Raw genomic sequence first — 21,952 nt, forward strand, 5'->3', positions numbered from 1 at the left:
TTTGGACCACGGTGATGATTGAGTTCTCTTTGGCAGACTGTGCAACTGGGTCTTCTCCAAATTGCCGCCGCAGCCTGTGCACATAGTTGGGTGATTGTAGGGGCTTCGCGGATCGTCGCCATCGTTGGTGGAGCCCCCAGTTTTGCTCGACTGCAGAGCTATTTTCTTGGCGTCGCGTTGCTGGCAGTTGCTGCAAAGCTTGGTCTGGATCGACGCCCTGCCTAGCGCTGCAGAGTGATCCTGCCGACAAGTCAGGCACCGGATTTCGCCAGCGCCGCCTTCCATTCCCAGGGCAGCAGCTCGTGGAGCCGGTTTTGTGGCGTCGATCACCTCGCAAAGCGGCCTCCGCCGGAGGCTGCTAGAAGCGACTTCCGGGCAAATTCACGCATTTCCCGCTAGGCGGTTCGAACATCCGCGAGCGAGACTCCGGCGTGATGCCGCAGCGCGGGCATCAGGCTGGCGCCGATCACCGCGATCATGGCGAGACCCACGCCGCAGGTGAGGATCGCTTCAGTCAGGCCGCTGCCCCGCACGAGGGTACCGGCTGCAATGCCGGATAGGGCCGGCATCACCTGGGAGCTCATCGAATACATCGCCAGAATGCGCCCGCGCGTCCGCGGTTGCGCATTCATCTGCAAGTTCGCCACGATCAGGCTCATCACCAGCCCACCGCACAGGCCGACCAGGGCAAGGACGAGGGCCGAAGCGCCCGCCGACGAAATGACGGCCAACGCCGCGAACAGGATACTCCCCGTGATAATGCCACCGAGGATCAGAAGACCGTTGTGAACCCGCCGCGCGAGTGCCAGTGCCAGCACGCCGCCGACGATCAGCGAGGCGGCCAACAGGCCGAGGTACAGACCGCGCACCGTCTCCGTCAGGGCCAGATTCTGGCGCGCCAGCTTTGGCAGCAGGATCTGCATCGGTCCGGTCATGGAATAACCGATCGCGGCGGCCAGCATGAGCTGCGACAGCAAGGCACTTTCGCGCAGGGCCGCAAAACCTTCCGCGATATCCTGCTTCAGCGACTGCCCGTTCGACTGGCTGCCGGCATGCGTTGCCATCGACGCGATGAGCACGGAACCTGCGACAAACCCCGCCGCGGCGACGCCAAGAACCGGCGCCCAGGTCGGCGAATGGGCGCGGATGAATCCGATCAGCACCGGCGCGAGGCCGAAACCGAGCAGCACTTGCAGATTGAACAGGATGGTCGCCGGCCGCAGCTCGTCGGCGGACACGATCTGTCCCAACGCAGTCAGCCGGGCTGGCCCGAAGAAGGACCAAGCCAGTCCGCCCCACAGGGCTGCCGCCAGCGTCCACGCGACGCGCGCAGCCGGAGTGGCGCCCCCGTCGGCCCACCACAGGCAGCAGAGCCCAAGCAGAAACAGCCCGTGGGCGGCATGAATGACTTTCCCCGGCGCGATGCGGTCGCACAGGGCGCCGGCGAACCAGCCGAAGACGATGGAGCTGCCGAAAGCAAGGCCGAAACCAAGCCCTGAAAGCAGGTCCGAGCCAATGCTCTCCTGCAGGGAAAGGATGATCGTGTAATTGAACATGTGCCCCGCGGTAAATGCGATGAGACAGGACAGGAAGAAAAGGCCGTGACGGGCGATCATCGGCCGGCCCCATTCGGGTCGAGCTGGATCAGCGTCGGCTGGCCGTCCTCGATATGCCAGGACGGGAAGCTCGCGCTGGACAGGAAGACACGTCCGTCCGTGCCGAACTCGACGTCGCGCGTGAATGTTGCCCTTCGCGGCAACGGAAAGAACCGCCAGCTGTCACTCGTGATGTCGAGGCACTGCACCGAGTCGGAATTGGTGCCGGTGACCCAGACCCGACGATTCTTGCGGTCGACGTTGAGCGAATACGGCGTGTCGCTGCCTTTCGGCACGACCGGCAGATCGAATTTGGTGAAGGCGCCGTTTTCCGGCTGGTAGCGCAGAATTGCGGATTCCGAATACATCGCGATCCACAGATTGCCGTCGCTGTCGGCCCGCAAACGGCGCGGCGCGTGCAGTGGGGTCCGGATCATGGTCACCTTGGCGGTGTCGGGATCGATCGAGGCGATTTCATCGGTATGCAGCCGCGCGATCCACACCTTGCCGTCCGGCGTGATATCGATGCCGTAAGGTAGTGGAACGCCGGTCGAGACATCGTCCACTTTCACCCAATTCGCGACCGGGATACCCCAGCCGATCAGGGTGAAGAAGAATGGCGTCAACCTGACGGTCAGCCGCTCCATGATGCTGCGAAACGGCAGGTCGTAATGCGTGAACTGACCACTGGTGCGATCGAGCATCCCTAGCTGGTTCGACAGCGCCAGGGTGAACCAGACGCGATCCTTGCTGTCGATGCGCAGGGTGTGCGGATAAAATCCCGTGCTCATCTCGTGCCGGGCGAACGACTTGCGCGTCGGATCGAATTCGATCAACCGCCGTTGGTAGGACGCCGTGATGAAGATGTGCCCGTCCTTGGGCGATTCCGCGAGCGAGTGAATGCCCTGATAGGTCTCGTGCTTGGGAAAGTCCCGCAATCGCCCGGCGAGCAGCCCGCCGAGCGTGTCGCCGGGTGCCGGCGGGATCCGGTACACGGTATAGGCGCCCGTGTTCGGGTCGATTTCATAGACTCGGTCCTGTAGGTTATCGCCGACGTAGACCTTGCCATTGCTGTGGGCCAGTAGGTCGTGCATCTGCGAGAAGCTGTCGCCGATCGGCAGTTCAGTGATGGCCGCGCCGGCAAGGTGGGCACGCCACGGAGTGGCATCGGGCACCAGATCCGGCCTGTCATGGATGGTTCTCCAGTGCGCCTCGAGCAGGGCAGGCAACTGCTTCTGCAACTCACTCGAAAGGCGCGAGCCATAGCGCATCATGCGCTTGATTGCGGTCTCCCACTCCGATGCATTGAGGCTACGGCGAAGGTTGGCGGAGCCCTGTTGATGGCAGAAGCCGCATTGCGCCATGAACTGCTTGCGCTTGTCCGCGTCGGGGATCGCCATCGACAATGTCGAGGTCCAGGCATTGGATGGGTTCTGTTCGGCGAGAGCCAAGGCATCGGTCTCCGCCGCCATCGTCAGCCTGATGCCGTCGTGCAGGTCCGCCGGCGCGACCACGAGATCCCGAAACCCCGGTTTGCGCAGCCGAAGGCGAAACGCCGCCTTCTCGTCCGGGAATTCCACCTTGCCGTCGGCGTTGGAGAACCGGGTGAGCTCGAACGTCCCCTGCTGAATTTTCCCCGGCATGGGATAGCCCTTGTCCGAGGCATCCGCGGTGGGCGGGTTCGCCGGCAGGCGCGTCACCATGACGAGATCGAGCGGCCTGGTATCGGCGCCGCGGATTTCGACCGTCAGTGTTAGCGCAACGGACGGCGTGAGCGCCAATACGCTCGCAAGAACGGTCACCGATGCGACGGCCTTCGCCGCCTTCACAAGTTGCATTATCTCATACCTCTTACGCGATCTCGCTCCTGAGTTTTCGCTGCATCACCGCGGCGTAGCGGCGCGGCCACAACCGCGACAGCCAATAGGCCGCCTTCGACGTGGCGCTGAACAGCACCAGCGGCTCGCTGCGGATGGCGGCACAAAAGACGACGTCAGCCGCTTCCTGCGGCGATGCTTCGCGTCCGGTCGTCCGGCGCGGCAATGCCGCTGGCTGGCCGTCGCCGCCGAGCGCGGCCCGATCGATCCCGGTGGCGATGAAGGACGGGCAGACGATGACCACATCGATTCCGTCGTCCTGCACTTCACTGCGCAGGGTATCGAAAAACCCATGCAGCGCATGTTTGCTGGCCGCATAGCCTGTGCGCCCGATCAGCGGCGCAAACCCGGCGACGCTGGAAATCACGACGATCAAGCCTCTCGACTGTGTTAAAGCCGGCAGCGCGGCCTTGGTCACGTTGACCGCTCCCCAGAAGTTGACGTCCATCACCCGGTGCAACACCTCGAGCCGGGTGGCGGCGAAGGCGCTGCGATGCGCGATCCCGGCATTGTTGATCAGCACGTCGATATGGCCATGCTGGCTGGCGATGCCGGCAATGGCCGTAGCGCAGGCTTCCGCGTCGGTGACATCGCATTGATGGATGGAATGGTCCTGGCCTTGCGCCGTCAGCGCCCGCGCAAGGTCAGCGAGACCCGCTTCATCGCGGTCCAGTGCTGCGATGGAAGCACCCGCTGCGGCGAACCGTTGGCACAGGCTGCGGCCCAAGCCGCCGGCGGCGCCGGTGATGACGACGGTCCTGCCGGCAAAGTCGCGGCGCGTCATGGCTTCGTCCCCGTCGTGCCGAAGCGCTCACGCCGGTAGAGGTCGAAGACCTCGGACGAGGTATAGTGCGGCACATATCCGAACTCGGATTTGAGTCTCGAATTGTCGAGGACCGGGCGATAGCGCAGAAAGTCGAGCTGCTCGGGACCATATTGGGTCAGCCCGAGGGGTTTTAGGACGGTAAGCACGCCGCCTAACAGCCAAGCCGGCAGCCTGAGACAGCGCTTGCCAAGCCGGTCGGCGATCTGCTGGATCGTCAGGGCGCCATCGCCCGCGACGTTGAATATCCCGGGCGGCCCGTCCTTAACCGCGCGGAGAATGATGCCGACAACGTCCTGATCCCAGATGAAGACGAAGGGGCTGTCCGAACCGGCGATGGCCAGAAGGCGCGGCTTCTCGAACAAGTCGGTGATCTGGTTGCGGACCGTCGCGCCGAGAATGGTGCCGATGCGAAGCACCAGCTGCTCGAGAGCCGGATGACGCTCCCGGAATCCCAGCAGCATCTCCTCGACGAGGCGCTTGTGATGCGAATAGGCGAAGGCCTCGTTGCCGCGCAGCGCCATGTCCTCGGTTAGCCAGGCGGCGTTGTCGACGTGATAGCCGTAGGCGGCGCCGCTGGACGACACGATGACCCGCCGCACACTTTCCCGGACGCAGGCTTCGAGCAAATTGCGCGTGCCGTTGACATCGACGTCGTACTCGAAGGCGCGGCTGCTGCTCCGGCCCGGCGTGACGATGGAGGCCAGATGCACGACGACATCGATCCGATAGCGCTGGAGGATGGCCGAGAGATCGGGCGAGCGGATGTCGGCAAGTTCGTAATCGACGCCGGCAAGACGGGCCGCGGGTTCGCGGATATCCATCGCGACGATCGCGGCCGGCGCTGCGGGGCCGTCGAGCGCAGCCAACCGTTCGACGACCTGGCGGCCGAGATAGCCGCCGGCGCCGGTGATCAGGATCCGCGGTGCCGTCATTTGACGGCTCCTGGAACAAGCCCCTCCGCTGCTACCAGAGGCGGTCGGCCGCGCCAGAAGGTCGCCAGCGTCATGCCGGCGATGATGTGCCAGACGCCCCACCAGGCGGTGACCACGGCCATGCCGCCGAGCCCGTTGAAAAAGTTGAAGATCAGGATGAGCCCAAGTCCCGAATTCTGGATCCCCATTTCGAAGGTGATCGCGCGCCGGTCGCGTTCCCCCAGGCCGATTGCGGCCGCCAGGCCATAGCCCGACACAAGCGCCAGCAGGTTATGCACGAACACCACCAGGACGACCAATGGCACGAACTGCAGAAACGGCTTGAAGTTGGCGGCGAGCGCGCCGACGATGAAGCCGGCCAGCACCAGCAGCGAAAAGACCTGCATCGGCTTGCGGATGCGGCGGGCGAGGGACGGCCAGCGCCGCGCCACCGAAATGCCGGCCACGAGCGGCACCCCGAGCAGGAGCACAATCACCTCGAGCATCTCCCACGGGTTCATCGCCACCTGTCTCATCAGGCCGGCGGTGATCGGATGAAGATTGCCCCAGAAGGCGAGGTTCAGCGGCGTCATGACGAGCGCGGCCAGCGTCGACAGCGCGCTGACGCTCACCGACAGTGCGGCATTGCCGTGCGAGTAGTGCACGAGAAAGTTCGAAATGTGCCCGGCCGGGCAGGATGAAACGAGGATCATGCCGAGCGCGATGCTGGGCAGCGGATTGATGACAGAGATCAGCAGGTAGGTCATCGCTGGAAACAGCAGATGATGGCCGATCAGTCCGAGAGCCAGCGCCTTCGGGCTCTTCAGCGCGGTCCTGAAGTCCTCCACCCTCAGCTCGAGCGCCACCCCGAACATGACCAGTCCGAGCACGGCGTTCAGCAGTTTCAGGGTCTGCGGGTCAAAGCTTAGTTGGACCGCATCGATCGGCGCCATGGCCGGACGTTCTCCCTTTTTCTTTCGCCTGAATCGCCTTTTGCGGCGTTCGCGTCAGACCTTTTCTAATCCTTGCCTGTAGGGCAGATTGAGTTGCGGGGCATCCGGCACGTCGGGACATGCCTCCATCAATTCAGGACACCCCAAACGGATCCCCGTTGGCCCAGATGATGCGGCATACCGTCACCGTCCGCTTCGCGCAGGCCCTGCTCGAAGCCGCGCTGCAACTGGGGGTGGAGGTACCGGCAGAGATGCGACAGGCCCTTACGTCCGGCCCGCGGGTGCCGATGGCCGAACAGGATGCTTTCTGGTCTCTGTTCTGTGCGGCGCGGCCGGAGCCGTTGGCGGGGCTCCGCCTCGGATTGTCGCTTCAGGCCGGGCATCTCGACATCGTCGGCCTCCTGCTGCTGAGTTGCGAGACGCTGGGTGACGCTCTGGAGGTGCTCGCCGAATATGCCCCGATCGTCGGCGATCAGGCGCGCTTCGAGGTCGTGCGGGCGGCTAACGAGGTCACGCTGAGGTACTGGCCGGAATTCCAGGCATGCCGCAATGAGCGGGTTGAGGCGACGCTGGGGTGCGTCGTCAACCTGGCCCGCTGGATGACGAGCAGGGGCTTCCAGCCTCGCGAGCTTCTGTTTGCGCATCATCCTTCCGCCGAAGCCGAGGCCTATGCAGCGCTGCTTTGCTGTCCGGTTCGTTTTGGGGCGGACGTCAACGGCGTCGTGATGGATGCCTCGGAGCTCGCCCGCCCGCTGATCCATGCAGGCGGCGATGTCCATGCGCATCTGCGCGCACTTGCCGATGACATGCTGGCTTCGCTACGGCAGGGAAGTCTCTCGGCGAAGGTCGAACAGGTCATCCGCGCGCATCCGCGCTGGGGCAAGGAACGCATCGCCGAGACGCTCGGCATCAGTGGTCGTCATCTCAATCGCAAGCTCGGCGCCGAATCGGTGTCGTTCAAGGCCTTGCGCGAAACCGTCTTGTTCGGAATGGCCCGCGAGGCACTGCACGGAAGGCAACCGACCTCGGCAATTAGCGCGCAGTTGGGCTTCTCCGACGAGAATGCCTTCTCCCGCGCCTTCTCCCGCTGGAGCGGCCAGACCCCGGCGCAATATGCGCGCGGCGTAAGCTTGTGAGCGCTCCTGGTGCCAGGCCGATGATATTGCTTATCACTCTCCTTCTCTTCGCCTAGCAAGTTGTCCATTGACGGCCTCTTCCGCGCGAGGCAGCATCCGCATGTTCTCAGGGCAGGGTGAAACTCCCTACCGGCGGTATGCAGCCCAGTGCTGCGAGCCCGCGAGCGCCTTCCACTGGAAGGGTCAAGCAGATCAGGTGCGATGCCTGGGCCGACGGTTAAAGTCCGGATGAAAGAGAACGCGCGAGCTGGCCCTCTGATGCGGGGCCGGCGCGCACGTGATCGCCTTGGGTGACGTGTCGGTTACCGGAAGGGAGATCACCATGACACACACCCGCTACGCGTTCCTCAAGACTGACTGCCATGCTGCCATCGTCGGCATCGTAGTGGCGACCGCGATCTGCCAAAACGTCAACCCAACCGATACGGGCTGAGCAAGCGCAACTCACTCCACCCCGGGATACTCCACACCGCCGATTGGTTGCAGCGAGCCGATATCCGTTCACTCGCACCTGCGCAGCCGGCGCCACGATTTGTGATCGAGCACATCGGGTCAAGAGTGCTCAAGGCTTATGGTCACGGCGGCAATGGTCGCTATCTCGATGAATATCTCGGACCAAGACTCGGGCCGTCCATCATGCCCGTCTACTGTGAATGTGTGCGAAGCGCCCTTCCGATATATACGATCGCGACGTTAACTGATCTATCCGGGCGGGTGGTCGCTCACGAGCGGCTATTGCTTCCATTCTCGCAAGATGCCGGCCAAATCGGATCCATCATCGCATCACAGAAAACCATCAGCGAAGATGGCGGTTTTGAAATCAGGAACCTCTTGCGTGCGAGCGACGCAAGAACGACACGGTGCTGGTTGTCGGTTGCGGCGGTGACGGGATGAATGTCGTTCAGGGTGCGCAACTATGCGGTGCCTCGAAGATCATCGCCGCGGATATAGTCCCGACCAAATTGAGCTGGGCACGGGATTTTGGCGCTACCCATACGCTCCAGCAACAGGGAGAGGAATTGACCCGTGCAGTGCTGGAACTCACCGATGGCATTGGCGTGTACCATGCCTTCGTATGCATCGACCCGCCAGCAACGTTGTTGCCGGCCTTCCGTGCAACCGCCAAGGCGGGCAATGTGGTGGTGACAGCGCTCACTCCCGACACGGTCTCCGAGATAAAGATTCCGCCGCTCGAACTGTTCACCTCGCAAAAGGCGATCATGGGCGCGGTGTATGGCTTTGCAAGCCCGAGGGTACAAATCCCCGAGCTCTTGATGCTCTACCGACGAGGCGCGTTGAAGCTGCGCGAGTTGATCACCAAAACCTACCGTCTTGAGGAGATCAACGTCGGCTATGCCGATCTTCAGGCCGGCAAGAACTTGCGCGGCGTCATGCGGTTTGATGCCTGAACAAGGCGAAGTCCGAACTCGACCTCGATTCTGACGCCGCGCGCTAGCATTGGCCGGCTCGCTCGAAGCTGCGCTCGATCATCACGAAAGCGCGCTCGATGGCGAAGGGTTCGCTCCAGAAGCCTCGACGCGTAGCTTCACGCTGACCATGGCCGAGGTGTTGCGCTCCATGCAATTGCTGCAGTTCGACTGAGCCGAGAATCGAGCGATCACGGCCCCTTGAAGTCAAATCCGGGCTGAGTGACACGGGGAGGCACAATTGCGCCTCCCCATTTCCTCAGGCAGCGACCTGCGGCAAATCGGCCATGGCCCTGACCAATTCGCTTTCGTCGTAGGTCACGTCCTGCAACTTGCCGGAGAAGTAGTCGATATAGGCGGCCATGTCAAAATGGCCGTGGCCCGAAAGGTTGAACAGGATCGTCTCAGCCCTGCCTTCGCGCTTGCAGCGCAGGGCTTCCTCTGTCGCCGCCTTCACGGCGTGCGTGGCTTCCGGAGCCGGCACGATGCCCTCACAGCGGGCGAACTGCACGGCCGTATCAAAACATCCACGCTGCTGGTAGGCGACTGCCTCGATTTCACCAAGCTCCTTCAGATGCGACACCAGCGCCGACATACCGTGATAGCGCAGGCCGCCGGCATGGAAGCCGGGCGGAGTGAAACTTGAGCCGAGCGTGTGCATCTTGACGAGCGGCGTCATCTGGCCGGTGTCGCCGAAGTCATAGGCGTATTTGCCGCGCGTCAGCGAGGGACAGGCGGTCGGCTCGACCGCGATGATGCGGGGCTTCTTCGCCTTGCCCTGCAACCCCTTGCCGATAAAGGGAAAGGCGATACCTGCGAAATTCGATCCGCCGCCGGCGCAGCCGATGACAACGTCTGGCCAGGCATCCGCCATCGCCAGTTGCTCCATTGCCTCCTGGCCGATCACGGTTTGATGCAACAGCACGTGATTGAGAACGGATCCGAGCGCATATTTTGTTTGCGGATCCTTGGCCGCGATCTCGACGGCTTCCGAGATGGCGATGCCGAGCGATCCCGGATGATCCGGCCGCTCGCCGAGAACTTTCCGTCCATAGTCCGTCGTGTCGGACGGCGAGGGCAGGCAGTTCGCACCGTAGGTCTCCATCAGCGCGCGGCGGTAGGGTTTCTGATCGTAGGAGACCCGCACCTGGTAGATGATGACCTCGAGACCGAACAGGGAGCCCGCGAGTGCAAGCGAGGAGCCCCATTGGCCGGCACCGGTCTCGGTCGACAGCCGCTTCACGCCCTCCTGCTTGTTGTAGAAGGCTTGTGGAATAGCGGTGTTCGGCTTGTGAGAGCCGGCCGGACTTACACCCTCATACTTGTAAAAGATCTTTGCCGGCGTTCCGAGCTTCTTCTCGAAGGCTCGTGCGCGAAAGAGCGGGGTCGGCCGCCACATGCGATAGATATCGCGAACCGGTTGCGGGATCTCGACCTCACGCTCGGTCGTCACTTCCTGCATGATCAGCGCCATTGGGAACAACGGCGAGAGATCGTCGGGGCCGACCGGCTGTTTCGTACCGGGATGCAGAACCGGTGGCGGCGGTTTCGGAAGATCGGCCTGAATATTGTACCAGACCTTCGGAATACGCGCTTCGTCGAGTTGATATTTGATGGTGTCGCTCATACACGCCCCTCCTTGACTGCCCGAGTAGCTTTACCGCCCCGAGACTCTCATGCGCTCCGACCAGCGGATGCCGCGATCCAGTCTAGGGGACGATTCTCCACTCCGTCTTGATGATGGTTAGAAAGTGCCGTGGATGTTCGACCACGGGCTATTTGCGACTGCGTCGCGAGAAGATTTCTCCGACAAAGCCAACAACTCGAGGATCGGGCCGGGCCCCACCTGACAAAACCTGCTTGCAGCGCGACGTCGATCCAGGAGATCGACCCGGGTTCCAGCACCATGGCGGACCCTCCAGTAGACTGCATCCCGTATACAGTATATGCTAGTTCCCGTCTAGCCCTCCGGCGGCGCGCCAGGCGCCTGTAGTATCGGGGCCCATGAGGTCGATCTCGCTCGACGACAAATACCTGCTGGAAGACGCACCGATCTTTCTCTCGGGCGCGCAGGCGATCGTCCGCCTCGCGATAGATCAACGACGGCGTGACGCCCATGATGGGTTCAGGACAGCAGGATTCGTGTCCGGCTATCGCGGCTCACCGCTTGGTGGCGTTGACACGGCGCTCTGGCAGGCCGCGGCCAACTTGTCAGCCCATGACATTCATTTCGAGCCGGGCCTCAATGAGGAGATAGCCGCAACCGCAGTCAGCGGCAGCCAACAAGTCGAGCTGTTCGGCGGCCGGTGCGATGGCGTGTTTGGCATCTGGTACGCGAAGAATCCCGGGCTTGATAGAGCTTTGGACGCGCTCAAGCACGCCAACGCCGTCGGAACCGCGGCTCGCGGCGGCGTTCTGGCCATCGTCGGCGATGACCCTGCCGCTGCATCTTCTTCCCTGCCGAACCAATGCGATCACGCGTTCATCTCGGCGCTCATACCTGTCCTCAGCCCGTCCAACCTCGAGGAGGTCATCCGTTTCGGCTTGATCGGCTTCAGCCTCTCGCGATATTCGGGTCTTTGGACAGGCGTCAAGGCCGTCGCCGACACGATTGAATGCACTGGCTCAATCTCCACGCCGGGACGCGAGTTCCGCTGTTCCACGCCGGACGACTTCGAATTGCCGCCGGACGGTCTCAACGCCAGATGGCCCGATGAGCGCTGGGATCAAGACGCTCGACTGCTCAAATGGCGACTGCCGGCTGCGCGCGCGTTCGCGCGCGCCAACAGGCTGGATCGGATCGCGTTCGGTCGCGCAGGCGGTCGAATGACGATCGTGACCGCTGGCAAGGCCTACACCGACGTTCGCCAGGCTCTCGACGAACTTGGCATTGACGAACCTGCTGCCAATGCGCTCGGGCTTGCAGTCTACAAGATTGGAATGGTCTGGCCGTTGGAGGGGAAGCGCATACGCGAAGCCGTCGAAGGCGTCGAAGAAGTCGTGGTCGTGGAGGAGCGGCGTGCGGTGATCGAGCCGCAATTGAAGGAAATCGCGTACAACTGGCCCGCCGACCGGCGACCGGTGATTGTCGGCAAGCGCGACGAAACCATGCGCATGCTGCTTCCTGAGGAAGGCGAGCTGTCTCCGGAAACCGTCGCCCTCGCAATCGGCGACAGGCTCACGCGGCTTGGTCTGTCGCCGAACAGCGCAACCAGATTTCGCGCGCTTCGGCAGCGCAGGGCCGAGGCGCGGCCAAAAGGAGCAATCGTTGGCCGGATACCGCATTTCTGTTCCGGTTGTCCTCACGCGCGATCGACGCGGGTCCTTGAAGGCGACCTAGCCATGGCGGGCATCGGTTGCCATTCCCTGCGGGTCTGGATGCCGAACAGTCAAACGATGATTTTGCCGCAGATGGGAGGCGAGGGCGCATCGTGGCTCGGTATCGCGCCTTTCACACCCAAGACCCATATCTTTCAGAACGTCGGCGATGGCACCTTCGTGCATTCCGGCAGTTTGGCGGTTCGAGCGGCGGTCGCCGCCAGGTGCAACATGACCTTCCGTATATTCTGCAACCAGGCCACCGGGATGACTGGCGGGCAGCCGCTTGAGGGCGGCCTGGGAGCCGCAGATATCGTCCGGCAAGTTGCCGCCGAAGGGGTGGCGCGTATCGCGGTCGTGTCAGACGAAAGAAAGGACTATCCAAGGGACGTGATGCGGATCCGCGGCATCTCAGTCCATCATCGCAATGAATATGACAGCGTGCAGCGTGAATTGCGAAAATTCCAGGGCGTCTCCGCGATCGTCTATGACCAGATTTGCGCAACGGAAAAGCGGCGGCTGGTGAAGCGCGGCAAGATGCAGGCGCCCCGGGTGCGGCCATTCATCAATTCCCGCGTGTGCGAGGGATGCGGCGATTGCAGCGCACACTCCAATTGCGCCGCAATTCTTCCGTTCGACACAGAGCTCGGCCGCAAACGGCGCATTGACAAATCCTCCTGCAATGTCGACCTGTCATGTCTGGAGGGATTTTGCCCGAGCTTCGTGACCGTGCAGGGCGCGCAATTGCGGCGAGCGCGACCAGCCGACGAAGTGGCCAGCGTTGAGCTTCCTCATCCGACGTTACAGAGTCGAGCCGCAGATGTGATCGTCGTCGGCATTGGCGGCACGGGCGTCATGACGATCGGCGCGGTGGCTGGCATGGCCGCGCATCTGGCCGGGATGGCGTGCTCCGTCCTCGACAATACCGGGATGGCGCGCAAGGGCGGCGCGGTATCAAGCCACATTCGGATCGCACCTCACCCTGACAAGATCCTGTCGCCGCGCATTCCCGACGGCAAGGCCTCGCTCGTGCTCGCCTGTGACGTGATCGCAGCCGCCGCTCCGGCAATACTCGCGAAAATCGAACGAGGCCGCACTCAACTTGTCGCCAATGCCGACATCGTGCCTACATTCAGTCAGCGGCTCGATCCCGACGCCGCATTCGAGCCGATGCCGATCCGCCAACGCTTGCTCGATGCAGTCGGTGAAGATCGATGTCAATTGATCGAAGGCGCGGCAACGGCGGAGCGTACGCTTGGCGATTCAATTTACGCGAATATGCTGATGTTCGGCTACGCGTTTCAGAGAGGCTTCGTGCCGCTGCCGGCAGAGGCGATCGAAGAGGCCATCGTGCTCAACGGTGCGGATGTCTCGACCAACAAGCTGGCCTTCGCGCTCGGCAGGCGAATGGCGCTTGCCGAGTCTCGAACGTCCGCAGACAAGCAGGTTGACGGTGATGGCGAGCCGCTCGAGGCCCTGATTGAGCGACTTGCCGGCTTTCTGGTCGAGTATCAGAACGAAAGCTACGCACGACGGTTCCTCGATGTCGTGGCCGGCGCCAAGGCAGCGGAAACGGCGGTCTGCGAAGGGCAGCATCAATTCACGCGCGCCGTCGCGCGAAGCCTGTTTCGTCTGATGGCGATCAAGGACGAATATGAGATTGGCCGCCTCTACACGGATGGTGAGTTCGATCGCGCACTCCGGGATCAATTTACGGGACCATACAGGGTTAGCTATCACCTGGCTCCGTGGTTCCTGCCGCGGCCGAACGGATCAACAGGCAGCGCAGGGAAATGGACGTTCGGACCATGGATGCGCCCAGTCCTGATGGCGCTTGCCGCGATGCGCGGCTTGCGAGGAACGCCATTCGATATCCTCGGATGGTCCGCGGAGCGCCGGCGCGAAAGATGCCTGATCGCCGGGTATGAGGCTTTGGTCAGCGAACTCATACGCGATCTGACCTCGGACAATCACCATCTGGCCGTCGAGATTGCCGGTTTATATGAAGCCATACGAGGGTACGGTCCTGTGAAGGCGGCGAGTATCGCGAGAATCGAGCGTCGCAAGAGCGAACTGATGGCCGTCCATCGCAAACTTTCGGATCCGGATGCGCGATGTTCCGATCAGGCTACGGGGGCAGTGCTGGCGGCGGGGGCCACCACGGGGGACGGCCTCGTCCGTGAGGTCTCCGGATAATGGCTCGCTGTTGAACGGCCGGGAGGGCAAGAGCATGTCAGTCGAAATTCTCGCAAATCGCCGCATTCCGCCGGCTACGCCGCAGATGGTGTGGATAAGCGATCAACTTGCGTCGCGGATCGTCACTGCTGGCTTCGCATACCAAACGGTCATGGAGGCGTTTCTGGTTCATGCAGCGGGCGATTTTGTCCAACCGCCCAAGCCGTTCGTGCGGCCGGGTGGAGCAGCAAAGGAGTATGAACTCGGATACTTGGTTAGCATGCCGGCGTACGTCGGAGGCAGTCTTAACGCGTTGGGCGCGAAGCTGATCACTGGATTTCCGATCAATCTTACTCGCGGAATTCCCCGGGCGTCCGGCGTCATCGTGCTCTTCGACACCACCACCGGAGTTCCCGCGGCGATTGTGGACTGCAGAACAATATCCGCCAGGGGGGCCGCAGCGACTGCGTCGATATGCGTCGATTGTCTGGGCGCGAAGACGAGCCTTCGCGTCGCAGTCCTGGGCGCCGGGCCGATTGCTCACGAGACGGTAATCAGCCTGTTCATGACAAAGTCTCGCCCGATCGATTCGGTACTCATTTTCGATCCGGTCGGAGATCGCGCGCGCGCCATTGTCGAGGCGGTCTCGCCCTTTACCGACGTGCCGGTCCAGCTTGCCCCATCAGCCAGGCAATGCGTTGCAGATGCCAACGTCGTCATTGCCGCGACGACCGGCGCGAAGGCCTATGTTCAACAGGACTGGCTCAATGATGGCTGGCTCATCATCGCGCTCAGTTCCGATGATTTCGTGCCCGACATTATCCAGTCGGCGAACAAGTTGATCTGCGACGATTTCGTCCAGAACGATCAGGAGGACATGCTTTTCCCCCGCCTCGTCAGGTCCGGTGCAATCGGGCCGGAGAGGCTTTATGGCGAGCTCGGTCTGATAGTTGCAGGCCGCATCGCCGGGCGCGAGGGCGGGGAACGCATCTTCGTGAACCCGACCGGTATGGCTATCCAGGATCTCGCCATCGCAGCTCGCGTATGCGCGACGGAAGCATGCCGGGCCGGCGCGCGCCCGCTGACATGCTAATTCTGCTTTCATTCATCGTCCAAAGGCGTGCCAACAGGAGGAAACATGCAAACGATCGTCCAACCCAAGGGCTGGACCCGGCCAAAGGGTTATGCGAACGGCGTTCTGACCGAAGGAAAATTGCTCTTTATCGCCGGTCAGGTTGGCTGGAACGAGCGCGAAGAGTTCGAGAGCGACGACTTCGTGAAGCAGACGGAGCAGGCGCTAAGGAACGTCGTGGCTGTGCTCCACGAAGGCGGTGCAAAGCCTGAGCACATAGCGCGCATGACCTGGTACGTCACGAGCAACAAGGAATACACCGACCAGCTGGCCGAGGTCGGCAAGGTCTACAAGCGCATCATTGGACCGCACTACCCCGCTATGTCGCTGGTCCAGGTCGCGGGACTGTTCGAGGCTGGTGCCAAGCTCGAGATCGAGGCGACGGCGGTCATTCCCCGTTAGCTGCGGGCGGTGTAGCGAGGCTGGCGGTGGTTCCGTCGGCCGGTGCTTCCTCGCCTCAGCCGGTCTTGGCAAAATCCGCCGCGCGCCGTTCGAGAAACGCTTCGATTCCTTCGCGTGCCGCGGAGGCGCAGGCGCTTGCGCCGAACGCGCGGTAGCCGACTTCGAGTGCAGCGCCGAAAGACGGCGCTGCGGCGGCTTCCACAATCGCCCGATCCATGATCGCGATGATCTCGCGGCTCAAGGGTTGGCCGTTCTCGGCGATGGGATTGGCTGGCGGCAGCGGCATAAGAGCGACCGGCGGGTCCAAATTGGCTCGCGGCTTGCCGATCAGTACGTTGACGCGCTCGATCACTCTGGCAATGAGATCGGGGTAGTCCTGCGCGAGCGCGTCGACCACGCCGAGCTCATGCGCAGTCGCGGCATCGATTCTCCTGGCCTGTCGCAGCATGGCGGCGAAGTGTTCCGCGGCGGCCGGCCAGCGGCGGAATGGAACGACCATGGCCCCGATCCCGGGAACGATACCGAGCGCGACTTCGGGAAACTGCATCGAGACAGAGTTCAACGCCACGATCGCATGGCAGCGCAAAGCCAATTCCAGACCGCCGCCGAGCGCCATGCCGTTGAGTGCTGCGACGACCGGCTTCTCCATCCGGTCGATATGGGTCAGCAGGCGCGAACAGTCGCGCGCATATTGCGTGGCTTCATTCGCATTGCCGAGCATGCGCGGGAAACGCCCAATGTCGGCACCGGCGCAAAAGGCACGAGGCCCATAACCTACGATCACGAATCCGCGCGTCGCCGGTTCGGACTCGTGGCGGCGCAGTACCGACAGGATCTCGTCCGTTAATTCGTCATGCAGCGCGTTCATCGCATCGGGCCGGCGAATCGTGATGATCTTGACGCCGCCGGCTTCGTCGACCAGGAGATTGCGCGGGAAATCCTGATACTGACCGACCGGCCGGGTCGACCGGGGCATGCCGGGGCGCTCGGCGCGCATGCGTGCCGTGATGCGGGTTGTCTCCTTCTCGCCGATGCTTTTCAGGAGATCAAGCGGTCCCTGCCTGAAGCCGAGCGCGAGGCGGCAGCCCAATTCAAGGTCGGCGGCCGCGCCGATCTTGCGATCGAGAATGTCGAAGGATTGGGAGGCGAGAATCCCGATCAACCGATCGCGCACTGTGGCGGCGGTATTGGCGTCGACATCGACGCGCTCGCCGGGCTCGACGGTCTTCCAGCGGTCGACGGATCTGAATATCTCGGCCGGCAGGTAATGATCGCCTTCCGCTTTTGCCTGCAACGTGTTTGTCTCGACAATGATCGGGTTGCCGTTTGCCATGTTGAGAACGAAAAAGGGGCCAGCATGCACGAATTCGGAGGCGACCGTGTCGATTTGCGCTGCGGTCGCCTGTTCCAGCATGAGCCCGGCCTCGTTGCACCAATTATCGAAGATGCGATCGAGCATGAAGCAGGCGACGTCCCGGGTGATGAGCGGGACTTTCCCTGTGGAGCAGAAGAACCAGCTCAAGTCGCTGGCGAGGAGCGGGTCGGCCGACTCCCAGTCGACTACCTCGACAATTGGATTGCGCCAGGCCGGCGCAAAGAAATGGGTGACCGTAGCCCGTGCCTTGTCGCGCAGGTTGGCGAAGACGGTCGCAGCGGGCAGGGAGCTCGTATTCGAAGTGATGATCGTGTCAGGTCGGACCAGCGATTCGACCTGAGCAAGAATACGATGCTTGACGGCAATATCTTCCGTTGCCGCCTCGAGCACCCAGTCGGCACCGGCGATATCGTCGTATGACAACGTCGTGCAAAGATTGGAGCAAACCCTCTCCGCCTGCTCCTTGCGCATTCTGCCCCGGGTGACCGCCTTGTGGGCGTAGTCCTCAAATCGTCGCCGCGCGCGATCGAGTGCGTCTTGCGAAACGTCCACAAGATACAGCGTGAGATCGTCGATGGCGGTCTTCAGATAGTAGCCGATATCTGGTCCGATCGTGCCGGCCCCAATGATGGCGATCGATCTCGGGAACGTCCGGGTCGGCTTGTGGAGGAGTGGGTTTTGCAGCGCCATGATCTAGTCCCGTTGCGGATGAATCCAGCGCAGGCGGGCCATGAAATCCACGATGCGGTTCATTGGCGCGGCTGCTTGTCCGTGCGGCGCGGTGCTCACCCTGCGGGCCGCCACAAATGGGTGGGCTCCCGGAAGCGGCCGTAAACATCGACCAAAGCACCGTTCATCTCGCCGACCGTTGCATAGACCTTGACTGCTTCGACCAGCGCCGGCATCACGTTGCGGCCCGCTTCGGCATCGGCGCGCAGTCTCTTCAGAGTGCGCTCGACCGCCTCGTTGCTGCGGGCGGCCCGGACTTTCCGTACATTCTCGATCTGCTGCGTGGCGCCGATCTCGTCGTAACCGTGCAGATCGACCTGAGGCTTCTCCTCATCCGTATCTTCGTAGCAATTGACGCCCACCTTCCGCAGTTGTCCGGTTTCGAGCGCGCGCTGGCGCCGGTAGGCGTACTCCGACACTCTCGCCTGGATGACCCCGTCGCTAACGGCCTTGACGATTCCGCCCTGGGCGTCGACCCATTCCATGGCCTCCTGAATCTTCTGCTCGGTCTGGTTTGTCAGGGTCTCGACATAGTAGGAGCCCCCGAGTGGATCGACCGTGTCGGCAAGGCCGATTTCCTCGATCAGCATTTGCATCGTGCGCAGCGACAGGCGCTGGGCTTTCGGCGTCGGGATCGTGAAAGCCTCGTCATAACAGCACAGGGCCATGGTCTGCGCGCCGCCGAGCGCCGCTGCGAGCGCATAGTAGGCACCGCGCATGATGTTGTTTTCCGGTTGCTCGATCGTTAGCCCGAAGCCGCCGCCGCCGGCGATCATGCGCATCCAGCCCGATTCAGGCCGTCTGGCGCCGTATTCATCGAGAATGATCTTTGACCATCGCCTGCGCCCGGCGCGGAACTTGGCGACCTGCTCGAACAGGTTGCCGAAGATGTTGAAGTTGAATGACAGTCGCCCGGCGAATTCGTCGATGTCGAGTCCGCGGGCCAGCGCCATGTCGGTGTAGGCCTTGGCGATGGCAAAGGCGTAACCCATTTCTTCAGCCGGGCTCGCGCCGGATTCGCGTATGTGATATCCGCAGACACTTACGGGGCTGTATTTCGGCGCCACCCTGGCGCAATATTCGATGGTGTCGGCGACGAGCTTTACGGACGGTTCGACTGGATAAATCCAGGTGCCGCGACCGACGAATTCCTTCAGTATGTCGTTTTGCGCGGTGCCGCGCAGCCTCGAGAGATCGTAGCCGCGCTTCTCGGCCATGGCGAGAAACATGGCGATGAGGCTCGCTGCTGCCCCGTTGATCGTCAGCGATACGGTGATGGCGTCAAGATCGATACCGTCGAAGGCGATTTCGAAGTCACGCAGCGTGTCGATCGCCATGCCGACGCGCCCGACTTCGCCGGCGGCTTCAGGTGCATCGGAATCATAGCCACACTGCGTCGCCAGGTCGAAGGCGACGTTGAGGCCAGTTTGGCCGTTCGCAATGAGGTATTTGAAGCGCTCGTTCGTGTCGGCGGCATTAGCGAAGCCGGTGTACTGGCGCATGGTGAATGAACGGTGACGATACATCAGCGAATGAATGCCGCGCGTGAACGGCGCTTGGCCAGGCGCACTGCTATCGACCCCGCCGCTCGCGACTACGTCGTCCGCTGTGTAGAGCGGCTTGATCTCGATTCCGGATTCGTTAGTGACGGGCCTGATCTTGCTCTTCGGCTTCGATTGATCATTCACTTCACGTTCTCCCGGATGAAGGAGACAATATCTGCGGTGTGCGACCCGGTCGGAAAGACGCCCCTGAAGCCGAGCTGCCGGAGCACCATGCGATCGTCTTCGGGTATATTGCCGCCAACCAGCCACAGCTTGTCGTGAAGGCCCTTTTCCATCATCAGGTCGCGCACACGCCGGCATAGCGGCAGATGGGCTCCGGAAAGGACAGACAGGCCGATGACGTCGGCGTGCTGCTTGATCGCTATATCGACGATCGCCTCGGGTGTCTGGCGTAGACCGCTGTAGACCACGTCAAAGCCGGCATCGATCAGTGCATGCACGACGACCTTCGCTCCGACGTCGTGACCGTCCAGTCCGGGTTTTGCGACCAGCACTTTGACTGGATGATCAGGCACGTGCCACATCCTTCGCGATGATGAGTTTGAGAATGTCGCTGGTGCCGCCGCCAATCAGCGTGAAGCGTATGTCGCGCAGATGGCGCTGTACCGGAAACTCCATGCTGTAGCCGTAGGATGCCAGTATGCGCGCAGCCTTGTCGCATATTTGCAATGCGGCTTCCGAGGCGAAGAGTTTGGCCATGGCGGCCTCACGGTGGTGCGGCTTGCCGGCATCCTTGAGCCAGGCAGCGTAATGAACGAGGCGGCGCGCCGCCTCGAGGTCGGTCGCCATTTCCGCAAGCTTGATCTGCACGGCCTGAAAGGAGTTGATCGGCTTGCCGAATTGTTTGCGCTGCGCTGAGTAGCGTATCGCCTCCTCCAGCGCGCCACGTGCGCCGCCGAGGGCCAGCGCGCCCGTGACGATGCGGACTTCGGCCAGAAGCTTGCGAAGGTGGGTCTCGCCGTCGCCTTCTTCGTGGCTGAGCCGGTGGCTGTCCGGTACGAAGCAGTCGTCGAGGGCAAGCTCCGAGGTCGGCAACGCCCAAACGCCCATCTTGGGGATGGCCTTGCCTACGATCATGCCGTCGAAATTGCGCTCGACCAGGAAGATCGTGAGCTTGTGCGCGTCGCCCGCCCGCGCGAAGACTGTAAAGAAATCCGCAACCGGCGCCGAGGTGACCCAGATCTTCCGGCCCTTCAGGCGATAGCCGCCTTCGACCTTGCGTGCCGATGTCGCGATGCCGGCAAGATCACTGCCCGCGTCGGGCTCAGTCATGCAAATGCACCCGATCTTCTCGCCACGCAACGCCGGAATCAGCAGGCGCTCGCGTATGCCGGGACCGCCGAGCATTTCGAGGAACTTGGTACCCATCAGCGACTGCATGGTCGCGCAGCCGGCCAACGACATCGAACCTCGTGCGATTTCCTCGAGCGCAACGCACAGCGAGACCAGATCGAGATCGGAGCCCCCGACAGCGGCAGGATATCGCATGCCGAAGAATCCGAGAGCGCCAAGCCTTCCGAACAATTCGCGCGGGAAGGCGTGCGCCTCGTCGATCGCAGCTGCATTCGGCACGATCTGCTCGTCGCAAAACCGCGCGAAAGTCTCCTGGATCTGCGCCTGTTCGTTGAGAAGCTCGAAATTCATCAGATCGCCCGTCGGTTTGCGAACTGCTCGCTTCTGCCAGGCCCTCGCTCAGATCGGTGCATGATGGCGCTCTCGACGCATTGCAACGTGCGTGTTGCCGCGAAAGACCCGTGGCAGCGCGTCGAAGTCGGTACGCAGCGCGACGCGCGCAGGCGAGGTCATGGCCGCGTTGAGATCCTCTGCGCTGTCGAACTCAACCTCGTTGCCGATGAGATAATCCGCCGGTTCACAACGCGGGGTGCGCAGCGCGGCCAGTGGGCGATAGCATTCAATGGCGCGAATGCGAGGCAGCTTTGCTAGCAGCGGCGGGTGGGTACGCTCGTACTGATCAGCGAACCTCGCAGCTTCTTCGCGCGGCCCATGATAGCGCACCACATATCGAAAGGCAGGCCGGCGCAGGTCGGTCTGAGGCTCGTCAACGGCGTAGGCCTTTCCGCTCATCGGCGTTGCCGTGAGGGTTAGTTCCGCCGGCTTCCCTCGCAGCCAATGGTCCAAGGCGTCGCTTGAGATTGCCGTGCGCAACTCGTCCTGCGTTCGAAAGTGCGCGATCGCAACGATAAGCGGGCCCGCCGCGGGTCCAACAAAGGGATCGACCGCGCCGCCGGCCACGGGCGAATAGATATCGGCGTGAATGACGCCGGGCAGCAGTAGACTACGCAGGGCGTCTCGCTGAAGCCACGCGTGCGACCGCGCTGCGAACCCTGCGTGTCCGTTCGCGGCGATTTCCAGCACCCAACTCACCCCGCCGCCCCATCGTAGTGGGTGCAGCAGCTTGCCGCGGAACCCCGCCTGCTGAGTGGATTCGACGTCATCCCGTGCAGACCTGCAAAAACAGACTAGACAAGTGTTCAGTGTATCCCGTATACAGGGCGCCGTCTACATGGAAA

General features: G+C 62.5%; 17 protein-coding genes and 1 riboswitch. Of the genes, 6 read left to right on the top strand and 11 right to left on the bottom strand.

What is annotated here, in order from left to right; translation table 11 throughout:
• Nucleotides 1-395: 395 nt before the first annotated feature.
• From ACT4OC_RS12230 to ACT4OC_RS12250, 5 genes are read right to left on the bottom strand one after another with little or no spacing between them, the layout of a single operon-like run.
• On the bottom strand, nucleotides 396-1,616 hold the full coding sequence (locus ACT4OC_RS12230; protein ID WP_444839251.1) for an MFS transporter: 1,221 nt from the start codon (nucleotides 1,614-1,616) through the stop codon (nucleotides 396-398).
• The gene (locus ACT4OC_RS12235) at nucleotides 1,613-3,433 is read right to left on the bottom strand and encodes a Vgb family protein (RefSeq protein WP_444839252.1); all 1,821 of its coding nucleotides are present in this window, start codon (nucleotides 3,431-3,433) and stop codon (nucleotides 1,613-1,615) included. The genes ACT4OC_RS12230 and ACT4OC_RS12235 overlap by 4 nt, the downstream gene beginning before the upstream one ends.
• A gap of 13 nt (nucleotides 3,434-3,446) precedes the next feature.
• Nucleotides 3,447-4,256: an SDR family oxidoreductase gene (locus ACT4OC_RS12240; protein WP_444839253.1), complete on the bottom strand. Its 810-nt coding sequence runs from the start codon at nucleotides 4,254-4,256 to the stop codon at nucleotides 3,447-3,449.
• Complete coding sequence (locus ACT4OC_RS12245) at nucleotides 4,253-5,230, bottom strand: SDR family oxidoreductase (protein ID WP_444839254.1); 978 nt, start codon at nucleotides 5,228-5,230, stop codon at nucleotides 4,253-4,255. The genes ACT4OC_RS12240 and ACT4OC_RS12245 overlap by 4 nt, the downstream gene beginning before the upstream one ends.
• Nucleotides 5,227-6,162, bottom strand: a complete 936-nt coding sequence (locus ACT4OC_RS12250) for a bile acid:sodium symporter family protein (RefSeq protein ID WP_444839255.1) — start codon at nucleotides 6,160-6,162, stop codon at nucleotides 5,227-5,229. The genes ACT4OC_RS12245 and ACT4OC_RS12250 overlap by 4 nt, the downstream gene beginning before the upstream one ends.
• 167 nt (nucleotides 6,163-6,329) lie before the next feature.
• Here ACT4OC_RS12250 and ACT4OC_RS12255 point away from each other — a divergent pair, with 167 nt between their 5' ends.
• The 3 genes from ACT4OC_RS12255 (at nucleotide 6,330) to ACT4OC_RS12265 (ending at nucleotide 8,900) form a co-directional block, all read left to right on the top strand.
• Nucleotides 6,330-7,298, top strand: a complete 969-nt coding sequence (locus ACT4OC_RS12255; RefSeq protein WP_444839285.1) for an AraC family transcriptional regulator ligand-binding domain-containing protein — start codon at nucleotides 6,330-6,332, stop codon at nucleotides 7,296-7,298.
• Nucleotides 7,299-7,396: 98 nt separating this feature from the next.
• Nucleotides 7,397-7,542: riboswitch (FMN riboswitch) on the top strand.
• A 616-nt stretch (nucleotides 7,543-8,158) separates the two neighbouring features.
• Nucleotides 8,159-8,707 (top strand): zinc-binding dehydrogenase, encoded by a 549-nt coding sequence (locus tag ACT4OC_RS12260; protein ID WP_444839256.1) that lies wholly within the window; start codon nucleotides 8,159-8,161, stop codon nucleotides 8,705-8,707.
• A gap of 49 nt (nucleotides 8,708-8,756) precedes the next feature.
• Entirely contained in the window at nucleotides 8,757-8,900 is a 144-nt protein-coding gene (locus ACT4OC_RS12265) for a hypothetical protein (RefSeq protein ID WP_444839257.1), read from the top strand.
• Between the two features lie 84 nt (nucleotides 8,901-8,984).
• Here the strand turns inward: ACT4OC_RS12265 and ACT4OC_RS12270 are convergent, their stop codons facing one another.
• Nucleotides 8,985-10,352, bottom strand: a complete 1,368-nt coding sequence (locus tag ACT4OC_RS12270; protein ID WP_444839258.1) for a TrpB-like pyridoxal phosphate-dependent enzyme — start codon at nucleotides 10,350-10,352, stop codon at nucleotides 8,985-8,987.
• 377 nt (nucleotides 10,353-10,729) lie between these two features.
• Between ACT4OC_RS12270 and ACT4OC_RS12275 the strand changes: the two genes are divergently transcribed.
• Genes ACT4OC_RS12275 through ACT4OC_RS12285 form a run of 3 tightly spaced genes read left to right on the top strand, consistent with a single transcriptional unit; the run spans nucleotide 10,730 to nucleotide 15,752 of the window.
• Nucleotides 10,730-14,239: an indolepyruvate ferredoxin oxidoreductase family protein gene (locus ACT4OC_RS12275; protein ID WP_444839259.1), complete on the top strand. Its 3,510-nt coding sequence runs from the start codon at nucleotides 10,730-10,732 to the stop codon at nucleotides 14,237-14,239.
• A gap of 34 nt (nucleotides 14,240-14,273) precedes the next feature.
• Entirely contained in the window at nucleotides 14,274-15,311 is a 1,038-nt protein-coding gene (locus ACT4OC_RS12280; RefSeq protein WP_444839260.1) for an ornithine cyclodeaminase family protein, read from the top strand.
• A gap of 45 nt (nucleotides 15,312-15,356) precedes the next feature.
• Entirely contained in the window at nucleotides 15,357-15,752 is a 396-nt protein-coding gene (locus ACT4OC_RS12285; protein ID WP_444839261.1) for a RidA family protein, read from the top strand.
• Nucleotides 15,753-15,807: 55 nt separating this feature from the next.
• Here the strand turns inward: ACT4OC_RS12285 and ACT4OC_RS12290 are convergent, their stop codons facing one another.
• The 5 genes from ACT4OC_RS12290 to ACT4OC_RS12310 all read right to left on the bottom strand — a co-directional run bounded on the left by ACT4OC_RS12290 (nucleotide 15,808) and on the right by ACT4OC_RS12310 (nucleotide 21,797).
• Nucleotides 15,808-17,817, bottom strand: coding sequence for a 3-hydroxyacyl-CoA dehydrogenase/enoyl-CoA hydratase family protein (locus ACT4OC_RS12290; RefSeq protein ID WP_444839262.1), 2,010 nt, complete (start codon nucleotides 17,815-17,817; stop codon nucleotides 15,808-15,810).
• 95 nt (nucleotides 17,818-17,912) lie between these two features.
• Nucleotides 17,913-19,544: an acyl-CoA mutase large subunit family protein gene (locus ACT4OC_RS12295; RefSeq protein WP_444839263.1), complete on the bottom strand. Its 1,632-nt coding sequence runs from the start codon at nucleotides 19,542-19,544 to the stop codon at nucleotides 17,913-17,915.
• Complete coding sequence (locus ACT4OC_RS12300) at nucleotides 19,541-19,936, bottom strand: cobalamin B12-binding domain-containing protein (RefSeq protein ID WP_444839264.1); 396 nt, start codon at nucleotides 19,934-19,936, stop codon at nucleotides 19,541-19,543. The genes ACT4OC_RS12295 and ACT4OC_RS12300 overlap by 4 nt, the downstream gene beginning before the upstream one ends.
• A complete protein-coding gene (gene iaaF / locus ACT4OC_RS12305; RefSeq protein WP_444839265.1) occupies nucleotides 19,929-21,065 on the bottom strand; it encodes a benzylmalonyl-CoA dehydrogenase in 1,137 nt (378 codons plus the stop codon). The genes ACT4OC_RS12300 and iaaF overlap by 8 nt, the downstream gene beginning before the upstream one ends.
• A gap of 48 nt (nucleotides 21,066-21,113) precedes the next feature.
• The gene (locus tag ACT4OC_RS12310; protein ID WP_444839266.1) at nucleotides 21,114-21,797 is read right to left on the bottom strand and encodes an EthD family reductase; all 684 of its coding nucleotides are present in this window, start codon (nucleotides 21,795-21,797) and stop codon (nucleotides 21,114-21,116) included.
• Nucleotides 21,798-21,952 lie beyond the last annotated feature (155 nt).

Origin of the sequence: Bradyrhizobium sp., from assembly GCF_052389815.1 — a bacterium.
Lineage (GTDB): Bacteria > Pseudomonadota > Alphaproteobacteria > Rhizobiales > Xanthobacteraceae > Bradyrhizobium.